14 protein-coding genes are annotated in these 20,279 nt (G+C 74.1%); 10 read left to right on the top strand and 4 right to left on the bottom strand.

The genetic code is table 11. The annotated features are described in order from the left end of the window. Nucleotides 1–829: 829 nt before the first annotated feature. From ACFWJ4_RS06145 to ACFWJ4_RS06130, 4 genes are all read left to right on the top strand, one after another. Entirely contained in the window at nucleotides 830–1,999 is a 1,170-nt protein-coding gene (locus tag ACFWJ4_RS06145; protein WP_380539773.1) for a cytochrome P450, read from the top strand. Between the two features lie 183 nt (nucleotides 2,000–2,182). Continuing rightward, the gene (locus ACFWJ4_RS06140) at nucleotides 2,183–2,512 is read left to right on the top strand and encodes a hypothetical protein (protein WP_380539770.1); all 330 of its coding nucleotides are present in this window, start codon (nucleotides 2,183–2,185) and stop codon (nucleotides 2,510–2,512) included. Nucleotides 2,513–2,596: 84 nt separating this feature from the next. After that, the gene (locus tag ACFWJ4_RS06135) at nucleotides 2,597–3,559 is read left to right on the top strand and encodes a hypothetical protein (RefSeq protein ID WP_380539767.1); all 963 of its coding nucleotides are present in this window, start codon (nucleotides 2,597–2,599) and stop codon (nucleotides 3,557–3,559) included. A 393-nt stretch (nucleotides 3,560–3,952) separates the two neighbouring features. Next, nucleotides 3,953–6,877: a polysaccharide lyase family 8 super-sandwich domain-containing protein gene (locus tag ACFWJ4_RS06130; protein ID WP_380539764.1), complete on the top strand. Its 2,925-nt coding sequence runs from the start codon at nucleotides 3,953–3,955 to the stop codon at nucleotides 6,875–6,877. Nucleotides 6,878–7,778: 901 nt separating this feature from the next. On the opposite strand, the gene ACFWJ4_RS06125 is transcribed toward ACFWJ4_RS06130, so the two are convergent. From ACFWJ4_RS06125 to ACFWJ4_RS06115, 3 genes are all read right to left on the bottom strand, one after another. After that, nucleotides 7,779–8,495 (bottom strand): flavodoxin family protein, encoded by a 717-nt coding sequence (locus ACFWJ4_RS06125; protein ID WP_380539761.1) that lies wholly within the window; start codon nucleotides 8,493–8,495, stop codon nucleotides 7,779–7,781. 169 nt (nucleotides 8,496–8,664) lie between these two features. Beyond that, the gene (locus ACFWJ4_RS06120) at nucleotides 8,665–9,540 is read right to left on the bottom strand and encodes a hypothetical protein (protein ID WP_380539758.1); all 876 of its coding nucleotides are present in this window, start codon (nucleotides 9,538–9,540) and stop codon (nucleotides 8,665–8,667) included. Nucleotides 9,541–9,798: 258 nt separating this feature from the next. Continuing rightward, nucleotides 9,799–10,584, bottom strand: coding sequence for a class I SAM-dependent methyltransferase (locus ACFWJ4_RS06115; RefSeq protein WP_380539755.1), 786 nt, complete (start codon nucleotides 10,582–10,584; stop codon nucleotides 9,799–9,801). Nucleotides 10,585–10,783: 199 nt separating this feature from the next. On the opposite strand from ACFWJ4_RS06115, the gene ACFWJ4_RS06110 reads away from it, so the two are divergent. From ACFWJ4_RS06110 to ACFWJ4_RS06100, 3 genes are all read left to right on the top strand, one after another. Continuing rightward, nucleotides 10,784–12,583: an RNA ligase family protein gene (locus ACFWJ4_RS06110; protein ID WP_380539752.1), complete on the top strand. Its 1,800-nt coding sequence runs from the start codon at nucleotides 10,784–10,786 to the stop codon at nucleotides 12,581–12,583. Further along, on the top strand, nucleotides 12,583–15,540 hold the full coding sequence (locus ACFWJ4_RS06105) for an RNA repair domain-containing protein (protein ID WP_380539749.1): 2,958 nt from the start codon (nucleotides 12,583–12,585) through the stop codon (nucleotides 15,538–15,540). The genes ACFWJ4_RS06110 and ACFWJ4_RS06105 overlap by 1 nt, the downstream gene beginning before the upstream one ends. Before the next feature lie 208 nt (nucleotides 15,541–15,748). Beyond that, nucleotides 15,749–16,639 (top strand): transglutaminase-like domain-containing protein, encoded by an 891-nt coding sequence (locus ACFWJ4_RS06100; RefSeq protein WP_380539746.1) that lies wholly within the window; start codon nucleotides 15,749–15,751, stop codon nucleotides 16,637–16,639. 42 nt (nucleotides 16,640–16,681) lie between these two features. Here the strand turns inward: ACFWJ4_RS06100 and ACFWJ4_RS06095 are convergent, their stop codons facing one another. After that, nucleotides 16,682–17,188, bottom strand: coding sequence for an ArsR/SmtB family transcription factor (locus ACFWJ4_RS06095; protein ID WP_380539743.1), 507 nt, complete (start codon nucleotides 17,186–17,188; stop codon nucleotides 16,682–16,684). Nucleotides 17,189–17,246: 58 nt separating this feature from the next. On the opposite strand from ACFWJ4_RS06095, the gene ACFWJ4_RS06090 reads away from it, so the two are divergent. From ACFWJ4_RS06090 to ACFWJ4_RS06080, 3 genes are all read left to right on the top strand, one after another. Beyond that, a complete protein-coding gene (locus tag ACFWJ4_RS06090) occupies nucleotides 17,247–18,158 on the top strand; it encodes a S41 family peptidase (RefSeq protein ID WP_380539740.1) in 912 nt (303 codons plus the stop codon). 134 nt (nucleotides 18,159–18,292) lie between these two features. Then, complete coding sequence (locus ACFWJ4_RS06085; RefSeq protein WP_380539737.1) at nucleotides 18,293–18,886, top strand: ArsR/SmtB family transcription factor; 594 nt, start codon at nucleotides 18,293–18,295, stop codon at nucleotides 18,884–18,886. 84 nt (nucleotides 18,887–18,970) lie between these two features. Beyond that, the gene (locus ACFWJ4_RS06080) at nucleotides 18,971–20,272 is read left to right on the top strand and encodes an MFS transporter (RefSeq protein ID WP_380539734.1); all 1,302 of its coding nucleotides are present in this window, start codon (nucleotides 18,971–18,973) and stop codon (nucleotides 20,270–20,272) included. Nucleotides 20,273–20,279 lie beyond the last annotated feature (7 nt).

Here is a 20,279-nt window from a genome sequence, read left to right as displayed (position 1 = left end):
GGGGAATGAAGGAAGGCTGGGTGTTTCCGTAGCAGCCCGATGGTGCGGCTCCGGCCACGCAGGCGGCCGGATCATCGAGCGCGCGGGCAGCCCGGCGACCCGGTGGTATCCGACCCCGGACTCGACCGCGCTTCGTGCGCCTGGATCAGTGGAGCGGTCCCTCGAAAGCGACAGCGTTGGCGACGCTCTCCGAGGAAGATGCACTGGTGAGCTGAGCGTGGGGGCCGAGGCGATGATCGCCCCGCCGCGCAGACGAGCATGGCAGCAACATCACGCCGTCGCCATAGGCCATGCGGAGGCTGTCTCAAACGAGGCACATCACAACGTCATATGCCTGCATGACCAAGGCACCGTGGCGAAATCCGTCCCGTGCCCCATGAAACGCGTCGATTCTTAAGGACGGCCCGTCGCAGTATCCGCCGGCGGACCCGCCGGCGAATCTGCCGGTGAACCTGCCGGTTCGGTCACGGTAGTTCGTCCACGCCCTGAACCGCCACGACCGGGCCGGGTTCATGGGCACCGTCGACGCCGCCGGTGACAACGCCCTAGAATCCCATTCGCACTCGCGCAGAAGAACGTCCTCGGCCGCCATCCGGCCACCCGGGAAGACCCCCGCACGGCGATCACCACCCGGATCGAGCGAACCGACCACCGGCGCCACCGACAGCTCCGGATGAACCGTTTGACCCCCTCGACTTCGAGACGATCGCGAAGCGCCACCGCCCCCGGCGGCACACAACCCAGCTGTCACCGATCCGTGCGTCGGTCCCGGCCGTTCGCGCCCGGCACCCGGTGCCCGGACCTGGTGACATCCAGTCAGGAGGCAGCGATGCGAGCCACGTTCCCCCTCACCACACCACACCACCTCGACAACGAGCCCGAAGCCGAGGCCCTGCTCGCGCAGGCTCCGGTCGTCCTCGCGTCGATGGGTACGGCGGACGTCTGGCTCGCCCTCTCCTACAAGGCGGTACGCCAGGTCCTGAGCGACAGCCGGTTCAGCCGGGAGGCGGCCACACTTCCGGGCAGCCCGCTGAAACTGTCCGTCGCCACCGACCCGTTACTGGTCTCCAGCCTGGACGGCGAGCGCCACGCCCGCCTGCGCAAGCTGATGTCGCAGGCGTTCAGCCCGCGCATGGTCGATCAGCTCGAACCACGCGTGCAGTCCATCGCGGACTCCCTGCTCGACTCCCTCGATCCAACCGCGGATCTTGTGGCAGGCCTCTGCGCTCCACTGCCGTTGATGGTCATCTGCGAGCTGCTCGGCGTGCCCTACTCCGAGGCGGAGGCCATCCGCAGGTGGACCAGGCGGCTGTTCGTCACGAACATCACTCCGGACGAACTTCGGGCCGCACAGGGCGAGATGCAGGACTGGCTCGCCGATCTGGTGCGTCAGAAGCGGGCGCAGCCGGACAACGGGCTGATCTCGGCGATGGTCGCCGCCAACGACGAGGGCGACCACCTCACCGAACCCGAGCTGCTGGCCAACCTCGAAGGCCTGCTGATCGCCGGCCACGAGACGACCGTCAACCAGCTGGGCAACTCGTTCCTGACCCTGCTGCGCCACCCGGACCAACTCGCGCTGCTGCGGTCGTCACCGGACCTGATCGGACCGGCGGTCGACGAACTACTGCGCTACAGCAGGCTCTTCACCTCGGCCGAGGTCCGGGTCACGACCGAGCCCGTCGATCTGGAGGGCGTCGAACTGGGGGCGGGCGAACCGGTGTTGCCGGTCATCGTCGCGGCCAACCGCGACCCCGGCGTGTACCCGGATCCCGGCCGCTTCGACATCACGCGCGAAGGACCGGCAGCGCACCTCGCCTTCGGGCACGGGCCGCACTTCTGCCTCGGCGCGATATTGGCCCGCCGGGAGATGCGGGTGGCGATCGGGTCCGTGGTGAAACGGTATCCGGGACTGCGCCTCGCCGTTGACGAATCCGAGCTCACCTACGTACCGGAACTGGTCTTCCGCGGCCTGCAGGCGTTGCCGGTCACCTGGTGACCCGTGGCCCCTCGCACCGCAGGCGCGGAAACCGGTCGGGGCACGGCACGACCGACGGGCCTTCCACCGCCCGTGGGTCGAGCCCGCCCTGGGCCCGAAGGACCGGTCACCGCTGGGCGGTTTCGTTGGGATCAAGGTGGGGGTGAGGGATGGACGGTGCTTCCCCGGTGGCACCCTGGAGCGATGCGATCCGGAACCGACATCACCGAGGACGGTCTGCGGCAGCTGCTCAACGCGTGGGATCCGATCGGCGTCGCCGACGAGGTGCAGGACGAGTACGACTGCATGCTCGCTCCTCTCCTCCAGCGGCTCCGGGGCGGTGCCGACCAGACGGAGATCGGCGAGTTCCTGCGGCACGAGCTGGAGGATCACTTCGGTTTCGTCCCTCTGCCGTCAGAGCCGGAAGCGACGGCTGCCCGGCTGATGTCCTGGTGGACAGCCGCCCGCACGGCCGACGGCACCGGCTGCGAACTGACCTGGATCGGCTCGGTGGAGCCGGGGCCGGGTGGGTGAGGCCCGGCGGGCAGCAGTAGGGTGCGGCGCTGACGGATTGATCATGTGTCGGCAGACGGGCACAGCGCGCGTGAGGAACTCGGCGTGAGGTACGGAGATCAGGAGCGCCTGCGGCGGGCCCCCTACCGGGAGGGGCCCCATCAGCCGCAGCAGCCGGGTGGTGTCCCGCTGTGGCAGCGGTTCCGGGGCGAGGAGTGGCCGACCCTGCGGGAGGTGCTGGCGCCCGTGCGGCGGACGGTCGGGGGCTGGGTCCTGGTGCCGCTGATGTTCTGCCTGTGGCCGTTGCTGGTGTTCCTGGGGCTCTACCCGATGGCCAGGACGGCGCGGCGGCAGGCGCGGCGGGTGTTCGCGGTGCCGGGGCCGCCGGGGATCACCGACGAGGCGGTGCTGCGGGTGCAGCGGATCCGGGGGTGGCTGGCGCTCGCGGCGGCGTTCTGGGTCCTTGTGGTGTACGGGTCGTCGGACGACTGGGGCCGGCTCGACGAGCAGTTCGAGATCCGGCTGGCGGTCACGCCGGTGCTGGTGCTGGTGACCACGCCGGTGGTGGTCGGGGTCCTGTTCCGGCTCGCCGGGCCGGCCGCCCGACCGGCCATGCGGGCGCAGGTGCGGCCTGCGGTGCTGATGGCCCTGAAGTACGTTGGCGCGTGCACGGCGGTTCCGGCTCTGCTGTGGCTGGCCTCGCAGGCGCGGGGGTCGGTCCAGGGCCTGTTCCTCGGGCCGCTGTTCGACCTGCTGGTCATGACGGCGCCGATCTGGGTGCTGATGTTCGTGGCCTTCGCCTCACCGACGGTGGCCCGTACGGCATTCACCATGGACCGGGTGCACGCGACGTTCCCGCCCATCCTCACCGGCATCGTGGTCTGGGAGCTCGCCGGGATCGGGCTGCTGTTCGGCGGCCTGCCGCCCGGCCCGCCGCCCGTGCAGCTGTGCGCCGTGGTCGGCGGACCCGCGACGGTGACGGCGGTGGCCTGGTGGGAGGTGCACCGGCTCCGTACACGCTTCGGGGTCTCCTTGCGCGGGCGGGCGACGGCCGCGAACGGACGGTAGCCCGACCCCGTTCGGGAGGTGTGCCCCTGCCCCAGCCGGCCCGCGCGCCCGCGCCCCTCGACTCCTGCTGCACCGCTGCACCGCTGCACCCGGCCCGGGCTCCGGCGACGGAGGAGGAGGCTTCGACGCGCCGGTCCGGGTGGTCCTCCGCGCCACCACGGGGGCGCCTCGCACGGGGGCGCCCCGCCGCCGAGGGACGCGACGCCGCCGCCGAGGGGCGCTGGCCCCTGCCCGGCATGCAGGCGCGGAGCAGCCGGCCTCCTCTGTCCGGCATGCGATCACCAGTCTCCTGCCACGCTCCCTCCCGGTCTCCTCCCCACCCGTTGACGGCCCTTCGGGAAAGCGCTTACCGTCGTCCCGCCCGGCCCCCACCTCCAGGGAGGACCTCCCCTCGTGCCCGCCGCACCGAACCCCGCCCTGCTCTCCCGCCGCCGCCTGCTGCAACTCGCCGCCATCGGTACCACCGCCCTCACACTCGGCACCCTCCCCACCCCCGCCACGGCCGCGGCCGACGCCTACGACACCCTCCGCCTCCGCTGGCGCGACCTGCTCACCGGCACCGGCTTCGACCCGGCAACCGCCCCCTACGCCACCACCCTCGCCGCCCTGGGCGACCGGGCCCGCACCCAGCTCCAGGCCATGGCCCCGGCCTCCACCTCCCTCTGGCCGGACCTCCCCCTGGGCACCAACTCGGCGAACGTCACCGCCTCCCACACCCGCCTGCGCACCATGGCCATGGCCTGGGCGCAGCCCGGCACCGGTCTGACCGGTGACCAGACCCTCGCCACCGCGATCACCACCGGCCTGAACCACCTCAACACCACCCCCGGCGCCTACACCCCCACGGCCACCGCCTACGGCAACTGGTGGGACTGGCAGATCGGCACCCCGCAGGCCCTCCTCGACATCTGCGTCCTGGTCCACGACCTCCTGACGCCCACCCGGCTCTCCGCCCTGCTCGCCGCCGTGGACCGCCAGGTCCCCGACTCCCAGGTGTCGAGCTACACCGGCACCAGCACGGGCGGCAACCGGGTGGACCTCTGCCGCGTCCTGGCCCTGCGCGGCGTGCTGGGTCGCACCTCCGCCAAGCTCACCACCGCCACCACCGCGCTCTCCCCGGTCTTCCCGTACGTACTGACCGGTGACGGCCTGTACGCCGACGGCTCCTTCGTGCAGCACACCTGGGTGCCGTACACCGGCTCCTACGGCGAGGTGCTGCTCGGCGGCCTGAGCAGGCTCTTCGCCCTGCTGGCCGGTTCCGCCTGGCAGATCTCCGACCCGTCCCGGCAGAACGTCTTCGACGCCGTCACCGACGCCTACGCGCCCTTCCTCTACAACGGCCTGGTGATGGACTCCGTCAGCGGGCGGGCCGTCAGCCGGGGCCGCCAGAGCGGCGACCAGTTCCAGCTCCAGCAGGACGACCACACCCGGGGCCACACCCTGATCGGCCACATCCTCCGCCTCGCCGACTCCGGTGCCGCCCCGGCCGCCCAGTCCGCCGCCTGGCGCTCCGCCGTGAAGGGCTGGCTCACCCGTGACTACTACCTCCCCTACCTCTCCAACGCCTACCTCGACGTCCCCGAGCTCGCCCGCGCCCAGGCGCTCCTGAACTCCGCCACCGCCGCCTCCCCCGAGCCGCTCGGCGCCCGGGTGTTCGCGATGGACCGCACCGTGGTCCGTCGCTCCGGCTGGGCCGCCTCGCTCAGCCTCTGCTCCGCCCGCACCACCTTCTACGAGACCGGCAACGGCGAGCACCTGCGCGGCTGGCACACCAACAACGGCATGCTCTCCTGGTGGGGTGCCACCTCCGGCAACGGCCAGTACTCGGACGCCTTCTGGCCCACCGTGGACCCGTACCGCCTCCCCGGCACCACCGTCTCGGCCAAGCCGCTCGCCGACGCCGCCGGCGGCGCCTGGGGCGCACCCCGCCCGGACTCCACCTGGGCCGGCGGCGCCACCGACGGCACCTACGCCGCCGTCGGCCAGGACCTGCGCGGCCTCTCCTCCACCCTGACCGGACGCAAGTCCTGGTTCCTGCTGGACGATTCGGTGGTCTGTCTCGGTGCGGGCATCGGCTGCACCGACGGCACCCCGGTGGAGACCGTCGTCGACAACCGCAACCTCGGCCCCGCAGGCACCCACGCCCTCACCGTGGACGGCGCCGCCCAGCCCACCACCCTCGGCTGGTCCCAGCGCTTCGACGGCGCCCGCGCCGTCGCCGTCGCGGGCTTCGGCGGCTACGTCCTGCCCGCCGGCACCACCCTCCAGGCGAAGCGCGAGGCCCGCACCGGCAGCTGGCACGACATCAACACCAACGGCTCCACCGAGCAGCTCACCCGCCGCTACCTCACCCTCTGGTTCGACCACGGCACCGACCCCACCGACGCCGGGTACGAGTACCAGCTGCTGCCCGGCGCGACCGCCGCGACCACCGCGGCCCGGGCGGCCGCCCCCACAGTCACCACCCTCGCCAACTCCCGTACGGTTCAGGCGATATCCGACTCCGCCTCGGGTGTGACGGCCGCCAACTTCTTCGCCGCCGGCACGGCCGGGCCGCTCTCCGCCTCCGCCCCCTGCTCGGTGCTGGTCCGCGACACCGCCAGCACCCGCACCGTCACCGTCGCCGACCCGTCCCGCCGGGCCGCCACCGTCACGGTCACCCTCGCCGGCACGGGCCGCCCCACCGCGGCCGCCGAAGGCGTCAGCGTGCTCTCCACCGAGGACACGGTCACCCTCCTGGTGGAGCTCGGCGGCACCCAGGGCGCCGGCCGCACCATCACCCTCACCACCGCCTCCGGCGCCCCGGCGGCCGCCACCGCGACCCTGCTCGACCCCACTCAGGACAGCTTCGTCCGCGACGGCTCCTACGCCACCACCAACTACGGCACCGCCACCACCCTGACGGTCAAGAACACCGATACCACCGACAGCGGCTTCAGCCGCCGCGCCCTCTTCACCTTCGACACCACCGCCGTCCCCGGCACCGTCCGCCGCGCCGTCCTCTGGGTCCACGGCGCGGCCGCCGACTCCGGCGGCACCCTCGCCACCCTCCAGGCCTTCACCACCGCCCCCACCCCCTGGACCGAACTCGCCGTCACCTGGGCCAACGCCCCCTCCCTGGCCCAACCCCTCGGCATCGGCCGGATCTCCACCACTCCCGACTGGATCCCCCTCGACGTCACCTCCGCCATCACCCCGGACAATCCCACCCTCGCCCTGGCCCTCTTCCAGCCCCTCGCCACCGTCGGCCTCGCCGTCAACCTCGACGCCCGCAGCCACACCGCCTTCCATCCCGTCCTGGAGGTGATCAGCTCCTGACCGGCCACCGCCGCACCGGGGGGTGTCATGAATTCGGTGGCCGCCCTGATCAGGGGAGACACTGAGGAGTTCGCTGCCGGATCACCTGATCGAGCCGGTTCCTGGCGGATCGGTCTCGTCGGGGCCGGGATCGGCCGATGCCTCGGACGTGGGTCCGAGGGCGATCCGCGAGAGAGGGCCTGGCGGCAGGCCGGCCCGCAAGTGCGGAGCGGGCGCGGTGCAGGGCGGCCGGTGGTGGCCTGATCGTTCGCCGGTTTCACCGCCGGGACCTCCGGGCTGGTGCGGGCCTCGGCCCGGCCGTCGCCGGGGGTGCCGGTCGGCGGAGTCGGCGCCGGCGCCACCTGCCGTCCGTGCCCCCGGCGCGACCGGCTGCGGGGCCGGTTCCCGGGCCGGTCGGCCGGCCCGGGAAAGGGGTCAGCCCTCGTTGCCCTGTTCGTCCTCGGGCGAGAACCGCAGGCGGGTGGCGGCCGCCGCGCACCGAGGGCCAGCAGCACGACGGAGATCCACAGGCCGGCCAGGTGGTTGCCGGTGCTCTCCTCGGCCCAGCCCATGACGTAGGAGCCGACGAAGCCACCGGTCATGCCGGGCAGGAAGTGGACGACGGAGTAGAGCGCCACCTGATGCGTCCAGTCGGCGAAGATCGCGATGGGCATCTGCTTGTCGCGCAGCACCGTCAGCAGGGAACCGCAGCTGGTCCCGGCGGCCTTGGCACCGTCCTGCTGCTCGCGAGTCGCCGCCTCGCCGACCAGCGCCGCCTCCTTGGCGGTCGGCCACGGGGCCGCGGCCGGGCCGTCCGGGAGGTACTTGAGGACGACGAAGGCCAGGAGAACGCAGGGAAGGCCCTCGATGACGAACATCCACTGCCGGCCGTGCCAGCCCCCTCACGCGGACGGCCGACGGTTCAGCGGTGCTCGGGGTTCTCGAAGTCGAAGCGGCAGCCGGCGTCCCACTCGGAGCGCTGGTTGCCGTGGGCGGGGATGCCGCCGGCGTCCTTGAGCATCCTGGCCAGGTGGAGCTGGTTCCACGTCATGAAGGTGGTGTTGCGGTTGGTGAAGTCGTTCTCCGGGCCACCGGAACCCTCGTCCAGGTAGGACGGGCCGGGGCCCGCCTCGCCGACCCAGCCCGCGTCGGCCTGGGGCGGGACGGTGTAGCCCAGGTGCTGGAGGCTGTAGAGGACGTTCATCGCGCAGTGCTTGGCGCCGTCCTCGTTGCCGGTGATCAGGCAGCCGCCGACCCGGCCGTAGTAGGCGTACTGGCCCTCGGAGTTGAGGATCGACGAGCAGGCGTAGAGCCGCTCGATGACCTTCTTCATCACGGAGGAGTTGTCGCCCAGCCACACAGGTCCAGCCAGCGTAAGGATGTCGGCGGCCATCACCTGGGAGTAGATCACCGGCCACTCGTCGGTCTCCCAGCCGTGCTCCGTCATGTCCGGCCAGACCCCCGTGGCGATGTCGATGTCCACCGCCCGCAGGACGTCGACCGCGACGCCCTGGCGTTCCAGGATGCCGGTGCTGACGTCGATCAGGCCCTGGGTGTGGCTGCGCTCCGGGGAGCGCTTCAGCGTGCAGTTGATCACGAGGGCGCGCAGGTCGGCGTACGACGTCGGCGTGTCCGGCACGGGGTCCTCCCTCGGTCCGTCGGGGAGACCGGTCGGGTCGCGGACTCCCGGCACAGCTCACCAGCCCGACGGGGCGGACGCGCGCGCGGTTGGGCCGGTTGCCTGACGACACGCCGACCGGTGCGCCGGGCAGTCGCGGACGAAGCGGGCCTGGCACCCGTGTGCGGCGTCAGTGCCCGGGGTGGCGGCCGCCGTCCGGGAGGCAGAGGTGAACGGTGTGCCGAGGGTCGGTGGGGAACGAGTGGTCGAGCTTCCAGCCCTGTTCGGCCGCCACCCGCAGGACGGCTGCGGCGCCCGCACCCCGGTAGTGCCGGGCCCGGACGGCGACCCGGCGCAGGACCCGGCCCGTCCCGTCGAAGCGGTAGTGGTTCCTGCTGCGTTCGCGCGCCAGCTCGGCCCGGAAACGTTTCCGCAGGTGTTTCCGCAGATGGCGCACGTAGGCGTTCGGGCTGCGGTGGAGTTCCAGGAGGCTCACCCTCGGCACGAGCACGAGGGTGAGCAGGGGAACCACCACCCGGCAGCGCATCGGGCCCCACGGTGTTCCGGGCTCGGGCGGTGGTCCGGACGGATCGGGCACACCGGTCGGCACGGGAGGTGGCAGGAGGCGGTAGAAGTGCAGTTGTCCCTGCACCGCCCTGCTCTTCCCCCAGTCCGTCGACCAGTCGTGCCGCCCGGCCAGCTCCTCGACCCGCAGCGGGGTCAGCCCACGGTAGTGGTGGCGTTCGAGACCCGTGACGGCCCGGCGCACGCCGCTTGGCGGCAGCTCGGCCGGTCTCCAGCCGCTGGTCCGCTCGGCGGCGGCGAAACGGTTCCGCAGGAGCTCGTCGGTGAACCGCTCCCACTCCTCGGGCCTGCCGTTCCACTCGACGCGCAGGCGGCGCCAGGAGATCCCGGCTGCCGACAGCCCCGCCAGGGTGTCGGCCAGGTCGGCGGCATCGGGACCGCCGCCGCCGACGGAGCCTCCCCAGAACGCCAGGACCATCCAGCCGATCACGAGCAGGAGTCCCAGCGGGAGGTAGAGGAACTGCAGGACGAACTGTGTCACCAGGCCGGCCCGTGACCGGCGCGGCGCCGCCCGCTGGGCGGGGGTCGTCCACGGTCGGACCGGAACGCCGGTCCGGGACGCGCCCGGTCCGTCCGAACCGCGCGGCATGGCTGAAGGCATCGGACACCGTCCCCCTCGGTCGCGTGCTGCCTGGATCGGCTCTGCCCGCTCCGTGGGGCGCCAACCTCTCTGTGACGCAATCGAGTTCTGGTCACGGCCAGGCGGCCCGCGCCCTCGGATCGCCCTCGGAGGCTCGGCTCAGGACCGGGCGGCGCGGCGGATGATGAGCATGTCCTGGGTGTGGCCGATGGCGAAGCCGCCGGTGGGGAGGGCGAAGTGGTCCTGGACGTAGGCGGCCAGGGCCGTGCGGGAGGGGCGGGGGTCGAGGGTGGCCAGGTCGGCGACGTTGATCATGAACTCGGCGACGTCCACGGCCGCGGTGAGGTCGGGCGCGCGGTAGTGGAGGTCGAGGGTTTCGAGGGCGTAGCCGTGCTCGGGGTGGAGCTCGCGCACGCGGTCGGCGAGCGGGCGGAGGTCGTAGCGGACGCCGGTGAAGTGCGCGGCCATCCGCATGCAGGGGCTCTCCGGGTTCTGCAGCACGACCAGGAGGGTGCCGCCGGGGGCCGTCCAGTCCAGGGCGCGGTTGACGGTGCGGAGCCAGTCCGCCTCGGGCACGTAGTAGAGCACGTGGGAGAGGTGGACGAGGTCGGCCCGCTCGGGCGGGTCGGCCCGGTCGAGCGGGTCCGGGAGGACCAGGGCGTCGGGGCAGGCCACGGCGAGCTTCTCGCGCATCGCGGCGCTGGGTTCCACCGCGATCGTGCGGTCGAAGGAGCGGCTCAGGTAGGCGGTGGTGCGGCCGTCGCCCGCGCCGAGGTCGAGCAGGACCCGGCGGTGCGGCAGGGTGGCCACGATCTCGCCCAGCCGGTCGTGGGTGATCGGCTTCTCGTCCGTTCCGGCGAGGAACAGTTCGAACGCCCGGCGGTAGTCGGCGCCCGTCACGTCCAGCACCCGGACCGGGTCCTCGTCCTTCGTCCTCGTCTCCACCGCTCGGCCTCCCCTGTTGACGTTGTGTCGGGTCGCGTCATTGGACCCCGGTGGCGCGGTCCGGTGATGCAGGGACGTTCCTGCCCGCGTGTCGGCCCAGGTCCTTCGGCACCCGGGGACCCGCCGTTTAATCGGTGGCCCGGGCTCGGCGGCGGCTCCTACAGTGTCGGCCGGATCAAGAACGCCCAGGGAGCAGGACATGCGTGTGCACTACCCCCGGACGCCGCATCTGCCCTGGTCACCGGGCGCCGCGGCGGACGACGTACGGACCGGGGACCTGTCCGCGCTGGCCGGCGCCGAGGTCGTCGTCACCGAGAAGCTCGACGGCGAGAACACCACGCTCTACCGCGACGGCCTGCACGCCCGCTCGCTGGACTCCGCCCACCACCCCTCCCGCGCCTGGGTGAAGGGCCTCCAGGGCCGGATCGCCCCGCGCATCCCGGAGGGCTGGCGGATCTGCGGCGAGAACCTGTTCGCCCGGCATTCGATCCCGTACACCGACCTGGAGAGCTGGTTCTACGGCTTCTCGGTCTGGACGGGCGGCGAACCCAACCGCCACGACGACGGCCACGACGACGGCCGCGACAACGGCGGGGACGACGGCGGGGACCACTGCCTGGACTGGGACGACACCGTCCGCTTCCTGCGCCGCCTCGGCATCCCCGTCCCGCGGGTGCTGTGGCGCGGCCGCTACGACGAACGGGCCCTGCGCGCCCTGCGGTTGGACCTCGACCGGCAGGAGGGCTACGTGGTGCGGACGGTCCGGGGCTTCTCCCGGGCCGAGTTCGGCGAGCGGGTCGCCAAGTGGGTCCGCCCGCGGCACGTACGCACCGACACCCACTGGATGCACGCCGCCGTGGTGGAGAACGGGCTCGGCCCGGGTGCCGCGCTCTGGGCCGTGCGCTCCGGTGCGCTGCCCGAACCGGCCGCCCTCGCGGCCGCCCTGGAACTTCCCGAACTCACCTGCCCGCCCGATGAGTTGGCCGAGGTGTCGGCCCGGCTGGACGAACTGGGCCGGGGCGGGGACGCCCGGCTGGCCGGTGTGCTCGCCACCGCGCTGCGCACCGCCCGCCGGCAGTCGCTGGCGCCGCGGCTGGCCGGGCCGCTCGGCCTGCCGCTGGCCCGGCGGGTCGCCGACCTGGTCGGGCTGCACCCGGCCCTCCAGCAGCCGTACCCGGACGCGGAGCGCCGAGCCGGGCTGGTCCGGCTCTCGGCCGCCGCCGACCTCGGGGTGCTGCACGCCGTCGCCGCGACCGCCGCCCCCGGACGGGCGGAGCGCGAGCAGGTCGCCTGGTCCGCGCTGCACGCCGAGGACGCCGGGCTGCTCGACGGGGCGCCGCTCGCCCGGTTGCGGGCCGGGCTGCGCGAGGCGCTGGCCGGACTGGACCGCGACGCCGCCGACCGCTGCTGGGCCCAGGCCCGCGAGGCGTACGCCCTCGGCCGGATCGCCACCGCCGAGGAGGCCGTGGCGGCCACCTGGCGCTGGCGCGACGGCCGCTTCCCCCGGCTGGTCCACCTGTGCGGCCCCTCCGGCAGCGGCAAGAGCAGCTTCGCCGCCGGGCTCACCGGCGTGACCGCCCGGATCGCGCTGGACGACCTGCGCGCCGCCCGGGGCTCGCGCGCCGACCAGCGCGACAACGCCGAGGTGCTGCGCGAGGGACTGGCCCGCCTGGATGCCGCCCTGTGCACCCCGGGCGACGGCGAGGCGGCCACCGCGGTCTGGGACGCCACCTCGCTCAACCGCCAGCAACGCTCCCACGTCCACGCCGTCGCCCAGCGCCGCGACGCCCTGATCACCCAGGTGGTCCTGGCGGTCGGCGCGGAGGAGCTGGTCCGCCGCAATGCCGTCCGCCCGCACCCGGTGCCCGAAGCGGTGCTCACCGCGCAGCTGCACCGCTTCGGACCGCCCTACCCCGGCCAGGCGCACCGCACCTGGTACGTGGGCCCCGGTGGCATCGTGGAGGACACGGCGGGCACCCTCGACGAGGAGGAGGAGTGATGCGCCCCATCGAACAGGTCTGCCAGCGCATCCGCTGGGACGCCCGCTTCGACCCGGCCCGGTTCACGCTGGGCGTGCGCCAGCGCGACGACCGCACCGAGCGCGTCCCGCTGGAGGCCTTCGCCGCCTCGGGCGAGATCCCCTGGCACCGGGTGCACTGGGTCGAGGCCGACGGCGTACGGGTCTGGGACCGCGCCTCGGGCGTGGACCTGCTCGACTCCACCGAGGCCGGGCACCGCACCGACCCGCCCCTGCTGCACTCACCCTTCTTCACCGCGACCGTCCCGCACGCCTGGCATCCGGGCGGCGGCTGGCGGCCCGCCGGGACCGGCCCGGACACCCGGGTGGCCACCGGCGTCCCGGCGGCCACGGACGTCCCGGCGGCCACCGGCCTGCGCGTGGTCACCTGGAACACCCTGTGGGACCGCTACGACGCCGACCGGATCGCCACCGCCCGCCGCAGGCCCCTGCTGCTCGCCGCCCTGGAGGCCGCCGACGCCGACGTCATCGCCCTCCAGGAGGTCGAGCCCGCCCTGGTCGCCGTGCTGCTGGCGGCCCCCTGGATCCGCGCCGGGTACACCCTGGGCGCCGACCCGCTCGGGCCGGACGTCGACGACCACGGCCTGCTGCTGCTCAGCCGGCTGCCGGTGGCCGCGGCCGGGCGGCACGCGCTGGGCCCGCACAAGGCCGTCGCCGCCCTCTCGGTACGGACCGGCGGCACGCCGCTGACCGTCGCCGCCGTCCACCTCAGCAGCGACCACTCGCCGGACGGCGCCGCCCGCCGCCAGGCCGAACTCTCCCGACTGGCCGAGGGGTTGGCCGGCGTCGAGGGCGAACTGCTGCTGCTCGGGGACTTCAACGACGGCCGCTCCGGCCCGGCCGGCCCGGCCGTCGCGCTCGGCCTGCGGGACGCCTGGACCCAGGTGCACGGACCGGCCGACGACACCCCCACCTTCGACCCGACGGCCAACCCGCTCGCCGCGGTCTCCTCGCTGACCGGCCGCCCGGGCCGCCTGGACCGCGTCCTGCACCGCGCCGACGGCACCCGCGCCACCGCGGCCGTCCTGCTCGGCGACCGTCCGGCCGGGGACGGGCTCCTCCCCTCCGACCACTACGGCGTGGCCGTGGACCTCGCGCTCGACGGCGAGGACCCGGACAACGGCCCGCCGGACGTCCTCGACGCCGCACCCACCGCCCGCACCGCCGTCGCCTGGCTGCCGCCCGAGGAGCTGTGGCCGCCGATCCAGCGCCTGCGCGAGGCCTACGACCCGCAGCTGCGCCGCTGGCCCCCGCACGTCAACCTGCTGTTCGGCTTCGTCCCGGAGTCCGAGTTCGACCGCGCCCTGCCGCTGCTCGGTGCGGCCGTCGCCGAGACGGCACCGTTCACCGCGCGGCTGGAGGGCGTGCACACCTTCGGGCACCGCGAGGACGCCACCGTCTGGCTGGACCCGGCCGCCGGCTCGCCCGCGCCCTGGGCGGCGCTGCGGCACGCGCTGGAGCGGCGCTTCCCGCGTTGCCACGGCCGGGCAGGGGGCTTCACCCCGCACCTGACCCTCGGGCGCAGCGACGACCCGCAGCCGGTGGCCGCCGACTGCGCGGCCCGGCTCCCCGGGGCCTCGGCCCGGGTCGGCGAGCTGGTGGTGCTCTCCCGCCGGGGCTCCGAGCCGATGCGGCCGCGCGCGGTGGTCTCGCTGGGGACGGGCGAGGTGCGGCCGGTGCCCGAGCAGCCGATCGCCTCGCCGGCCCCGGAGCCGCCTCAACGCACCTCCACCGCCCGGGCATTGGCCCGGCGCATCGCGGCGGCCCTGCCCGAGGGCGTGGTGCACACCGTCGGCTCCCGGCGGCTCGGCTGCCAGCTGGACGGGGCCGACCTGGACCTGGTGGCGGCGCTGCCCGGCCCCGCCGATCTGCCCGCCGTCCACGCCCGGGTGGCGGCCGCGCTGCCGGGGGCCCGCGGGCTGCGCGAGGTGCGCGGCGCCCGGGTGCCGGGGCTGCGGCTGACCGCCGACGGCCTGGCGGTGGACCTCGTGGTGGTCTTCACCGGCGCGCTCGACCCGGCCCGAGCCGTCGAGCACCGTAGGGAGTTGGGTGGGGCCGAGGCCGTCGCGCTGAGCGCGGTCACGGACGCCGAGGCGATCCTGACGGCACTCGGCGACCGGCACACCCGCTTCGTCCGGCTGGCCCGCCAGGTCAAGGCCTGGGCCCGGGCGCGCGGCCTGGACTCCGCGCCGTTCGGCCAACTCCCCTCGCTCGCCTGGTCGGTGCTGGCCGCCCGGACGGTCCTGGAGGCGACCGGCAGCCCCGAGGAGGAGCTCTTCCGGCGCTTCACCGAGACCTGGGCGGGCTGGGACTGGCGCCGGCCCGTCGCCCTCACCGGCGACCCGCTGCCGGCCTCCCCGGGCCCGCTCACCGTCCTCACCCCCTCCGCCCCGGTCCGCAGCTGCACCACCCAGGTCGGCGCCGACGCCCGCGATCTGCTCAGCGAGGAGCTCTACCGCGCCTGGGAACTGACCACCGAGGCCGCCGAGGCCGCCGAGACCGGGGAGGCCACCGACGCCGGGGAAGCCGCCAAAGCCCGGGAAGCCGGCGATCAGACCGGGACGGCCGCCGGAAACCCGTGGCCCGCCCTGCTCGCCGCTCCCCCGCTGCACCGCCGGCACGCCGCCTGGGCCGTGGTCGGCACCGACGAGGAGTCACTCGGCCTCGTCCGGGGCCGCATCCGCGCCCTGCTGACCGCCCTGGAGGACGCGGGGGCCACCCGGCTGCACGCCTGGCCCCACCCGTACCGGACGGCCGACGGCCGCGTCCACCTCCCGATCGGCCTCGGCCCCGAGCCGCTCTCCGCCGCCCGGCTCGCCCCGCTCGCCAGGGCGTGGTCCCGCACCCTGCCCGGCGTCCGGGTCGAGCACCTCGACGGCGGCGCCGTCCCCACCCCGGTCCGCCAACCGTCCGACTGAACCGCCCGACCCGCCCGACCCGCCGAAGCGTCCCGATCGACCCGACCACGCCCTCCCACCGGACGACCCCCACCCGCCGAACGACACCGATCTGCCGAACCACCCCTGCCCATCGGGCTCTTCTGGACAATCGCCCCCGAAATTTGCCACGGTGAGCACCAGCGGCCCAGCCATCGATCATGCGGCCGAAGCCCCATGGGAGCTCCCCGTGCCCTCCGCCGACTTCCCCGCGTTCTACCTCGGACAGAGCGTCTTCTCCGACCCCGGCGCCCACCTCCCCCGCTACGCCGATCTCCCCAAGGACCCCCGCCGACTCGCCCGGATCGCCCGGAACCTGATCATCCATCGCCTCGAAGGCTGGCTGTTCCACCACCCCATCCCGGCGAACCGGCTCCACCACGACGCCGAGACCCGCTACCTCGACGACATCCTGCACCTGATCACCGACCGCGACCCGGCCCCGCTCAGCCATCCCCGGGCGCCCGCCGACCGCTTCGTCGGCGTCTGCCGGGACCTGGCGCTGCTGCACTGCTCCTTCCTGCGCCACGTCGGCATCCCCGCCCGGTTGCGCTGCGGTTTCGCCGGCTACCTCGGCCCGGACGGCTTCCACTGCGACCACGTGGCCACCGAGTACTGGGACGACCGGCGGGGCTGGCTGCTCGCCGACCCGCAGCTGGCCGACCCGAAGGTCGCCGCCGCCTGGCGGGTGGACTTCGACCCGATGGACGTCCCGCGCGACCGCTTCCTGGTCGCCGGCCGGGCCTGGCGCACGATCCGCTCCGACCGGGCGGCCGCCGGCTCCTTCGGCGTCCACCCGCCCGAGGAGGGCCCGCTCAACGGCGCGTGGTTCGTCGCCCACTCCACCCGGCTCGACCTCGCGGCCCTGAACAAGGTCGAGACGCTCCTCTGGGACACCTGGGGCACCGACTCCACCAACACGCCCCACGCCCCGTACGACGAGGTGGCCCATCTGACCGTCGGTCCGGTCGACGTCTCCGCCGTCCGCCGCCTCTTCGCCGAGCACGACGCCCTGCGCACTCCGAAGACGGTCCTGTCCCTGGCCCCGTTCAACGGCCCCCGCGAGGTCACCCTGCGCTGACCGCCCCGGCCCCCTCGACCCTCCTGGCGGAGCAGGCCGCCCCTACGCCCCGACCTGCTGGTAGAGCGTCACCAGGAGGCCGTACACCGGCTCGCCCTCCGCGTCCTCCTCCGTCTCGTCGACCAGTCCGGCCAGCGTCTCGACGAGCCGCGCCGCCTTGGCCGGGCTGAGCCGGAGGTGGCGCAGTGCCAGGAGGTGGTCGACGGGCGAGCGGTCCAACTCCTGGGCGACGGCGCCGAACAGCGCGGCCGTACCCTCTACCTGCGGTTCGGCGACGAAGAAGCGATCGGCGGTCCGCCGGTAGTACTTCTCGGTGCCGCCGCGCACCCGTCGCGTTCCCGCGTCCTGGACCAGCCCCGCCTCGCCCAGCACCCTGAGGTGGTGCGAGACGCTGCCCTTGTTCACCCCGAGCTGCGCGGCGAGCCGGCTGATCGTCGACGGACGGCTGCTCAGGGCGAAGAGCAGGCGTTGGCGCAGGGGGTGGGCGAGCGCGGCGTGCTGCAGCGGCGCGCTGATCCGCTGGACGGTCTCGTCCGGTCGGTGACTCACCTGATCAAGCGTTAAGTACGTTTGACGCTTTGGCAAGTCGCTGGTCTACTGCCTCTCCATGACCTCCACCACATCGCCGTCCGCCCTGGACACCTTCACCGTCGTCGAGTCGATAGCCGACCTGGTCTGCGAGAACTACGTCTTCCCCGACGTCGCCCGGCAACTGGCGGACCTGCTGAGGCGACGGAGCGCCGAGGGCGCCTACCGGACCGAATCCGCCCAGGAGTTGTCCGAAGCGGTCACCGCGGACCTGCGGTCCGTCAACGGCGACCTGCACCTGGGCCTCAAGTACCACGCCGTGCCGGTGCCGCCGGAGCCGGGTGCGGCGGTACTCGCCATGGTGCGCAGGGAGTTCGACACCTTCCTGAACGGCGTTCCCCGCGTGGAACTCCTCGACCACGGCGTCGCGGTCCTGGAGATCGGACCCAAGCTGTTCCCGCTGGACTGGGCGGCACCGCCGCTGACCGCGGCGCTCTCCCTGGTGGCCCCCGCCCGCGCCCTCATCCTGGACCTGCGCCGCAACACCGGTGGCGACCCGAACACGGTCGCCTTCGTCTGCGCCTACCTGCTCGACGGCCGCACCCACCTGAACACCATGTTCTCGCGGAAGGACGAGGTGGGCGCACAGTCCTGGACGCCCCCCTTCGTCCCCGGCACCCGCTTCGGCGGCAGCAAGCCGATCTACGTACTGACGAGCGCGGACACCTTCTCCGGGGGCGAGGAACTCGCCTACGACCTGCAGCAGCTCGGGCGCGCCGAGGTCGTCGGGGAGGTCACCCGCGGCGGCGCCCACCCGCGCGAGGGCTGGACGGTGCACCCGCACCTGGAGCTGAGCGTGCCCTTCGCCCGCGCGGTCAACCCGGTCTCGGGCACCAACTGGGAGGGCATCGGCGTCCAGCCCGACGTCCCTTGTGACGCCGAGACGGCGCTCGACCGCGCCCTCTCCCTGGCCGCGGCGCGCCTGGCGTAGCCCTGGGCCAGTCGGTAGCCACGTAGCGAGTCCTGTGGCCGGCAAGCGTGTCCGGCCGCAGGCGTCCTGACGATCCGACATGAAGATCTGAAATTTTTATTGCGCAATTTTTCCTTCAGATCTATCGTCGACGCATGCCCGAGAAGCCCCGGCCCGACCGGATCACCGACCTGTCCCGCCTGAAGGCGTTCACCAACCCGCTGCGGATGCAGCTCTACCGGCTGCTCTACGCCTCCGGCAGCGCGACCGCCTCCCAGCTCGCCGAGCAGGTCGACCAGGCTCCGTCCCTGGTCAGCTACCACCTGCGCAAGCTCGCCGAGCAGGGCTTCGTCACCGCGGCGAGCGCCCGGAGCACCGACGGCCGGGAGCGGTGGTGGGAGGTCGCCTCCGAGGAGGGCTGGGGCTTCCGCGAGTCCGACCTCGCCGGCACGCCCGAGGGCGCGGCCGTCGTCGACGCGGTGACCAAGGGCCTGGTCGACTCCCGCTCCGCCCAGTACCGCGCCTACCTCGACCGGAGTGCCGCCTGGGGCAAGGAGTGGACCGACGCGGCCTTCACCTCCGAGTGGCTGCTCGACCTCACCGCCGCCGAACTCACCGAGATGGAACAGGAGTTGCAGGCCCTGGCCCGGCGCTGGCGGGAACGCGGCAAGGCCGCCGGGGCGGCCGGCGACACCGCGGGCCGCGAGCACGTGTCCGTCCACCTGTACGGGTTCCCCTTCCGCCCCTGACGCCGGCACAGGCCGGCCCCGAGCACCGGCGCAGGCCGGCCCCCGGCCGCCGGCGCCGCCGTGTCCCGACCTCCGGAGTCCCCCATGGTCCTCACGGAACCGCCCCTCTCCCGCCGGGCCGCCGCGCCGCCCGCCCACCGCGACGGCAACGTGCTGCGCTGGCTCACCGCCTACACCGCCTCGCTGATCGGCGACAGCGTGTACTTCGCCGCCCTCGGCTGGTCCGCCCAGCGGTCCGCCGGCCCCACCGAGGTCGGCCTGGTCATGGCCGCCGGCGCCGCCCCGCGCGCCTTGCTCATGCTCGGCGGCGGGGTCCTGGCCGACCGGCTCGACCCGCGCCGGGTGGTCCTCGGCAGCGACGCCGTGCGCTGTCTGCTCATCCTCGCGGTGGCCGCCGGCATCGCCCTGACCACGCCCGCGCTCTGGCTGCTGGTCGCGGTGGCGCTCCTCTTCGGCGCCGTGGACGCCCTGTTCGTCCCCGCCGTCGGCGCCCTCCCGCCCCGGATCACCGGCCCGGACCAGCTGGCCCGGGTCACCGGCCTGCGCTCGCTGTCGATGCGCCTCGCCCAGATCGCCGGACCGCCGCTCGGCGGCCTGGCCATGGGCCTGGGCGGCCCGGCCGCCGCCTTCGCCGTCGCCGGTCTGCTCTTCGCGCTCTCCCTGCCGCTCCTGCTCTCCGTCCGGATCAGTCCGCTCGAAGCCCCTCCGGGTGACACCCCGTCCGGGGCCGGCACACCGCCCCGGCCCGGCACCGCGCGCGCCGAGCTCCTCGACGGGCTGCGCTACATCCGCCACCACCGCCTGATCGGCCCGCTGGTCGTGGCCGGGGCGGTCTGCGAACTCGGCCTCGCCGGCACTCTCAACGTCGGCATGGTGCTGCTCAACGCCGAGCGCGGCTGGGGCCCCTCCGGTTACGGCTGGATCGTCGGCTGCTTCGGCGCCGGGGCCGCCGCGAGTGCCGCGCTGCTCGCCGTCGCCGGGCGGCTCCCCCGGGCCGGCCTGACCATGGCCGGCAGCCTGCTCGCGGGCAGCGTCGGCGCGGCGGCCATGGCGCTCGTACCGCAGCTGTGGGCCGCCGCCGTCCTCGCCGCCCTGGTCGGTCTGAGCGCGGGCGTCTTCGGGAGCCTGGACAGCACTCTCATCCAGACCGCCGCCGACCCCGCCTACCTGGGCCGGGTCACCTCCGTCGTGATGCTCACCATGGTCGGTCTCGCCCCGCTCGCCTACCCGCTGGTCGGCGCCGCCGTCGGGGCCTGGGGCACCGCCCCGGTCTTCGTCGGCTGCGGCGCCCTCTCCTGCCTCGGCGCCGCCCTCGCCCTCGCCTCCCCCGCCGTCCGCCGCGCGGAACTCCCCCGCACCGAACTCCCCCGCGCGGCCTCCCGCTGAGCCCCCA

This window comes from Kitasatospora sp. NPDC127067 (genome assembly GCF_042724755.1).
In the GTDB taxonomy this organism is placed as follows: domain Bacteria; phylum Actinomycetota; class Actinomycetes; order Streptomycetales; family Streptomycetaceae; genus Kitasatospora; species Kitasatospora lactacystinica.
This window is presented reverse-complemented; position numbering and strand designations above follow the sequence as displayed.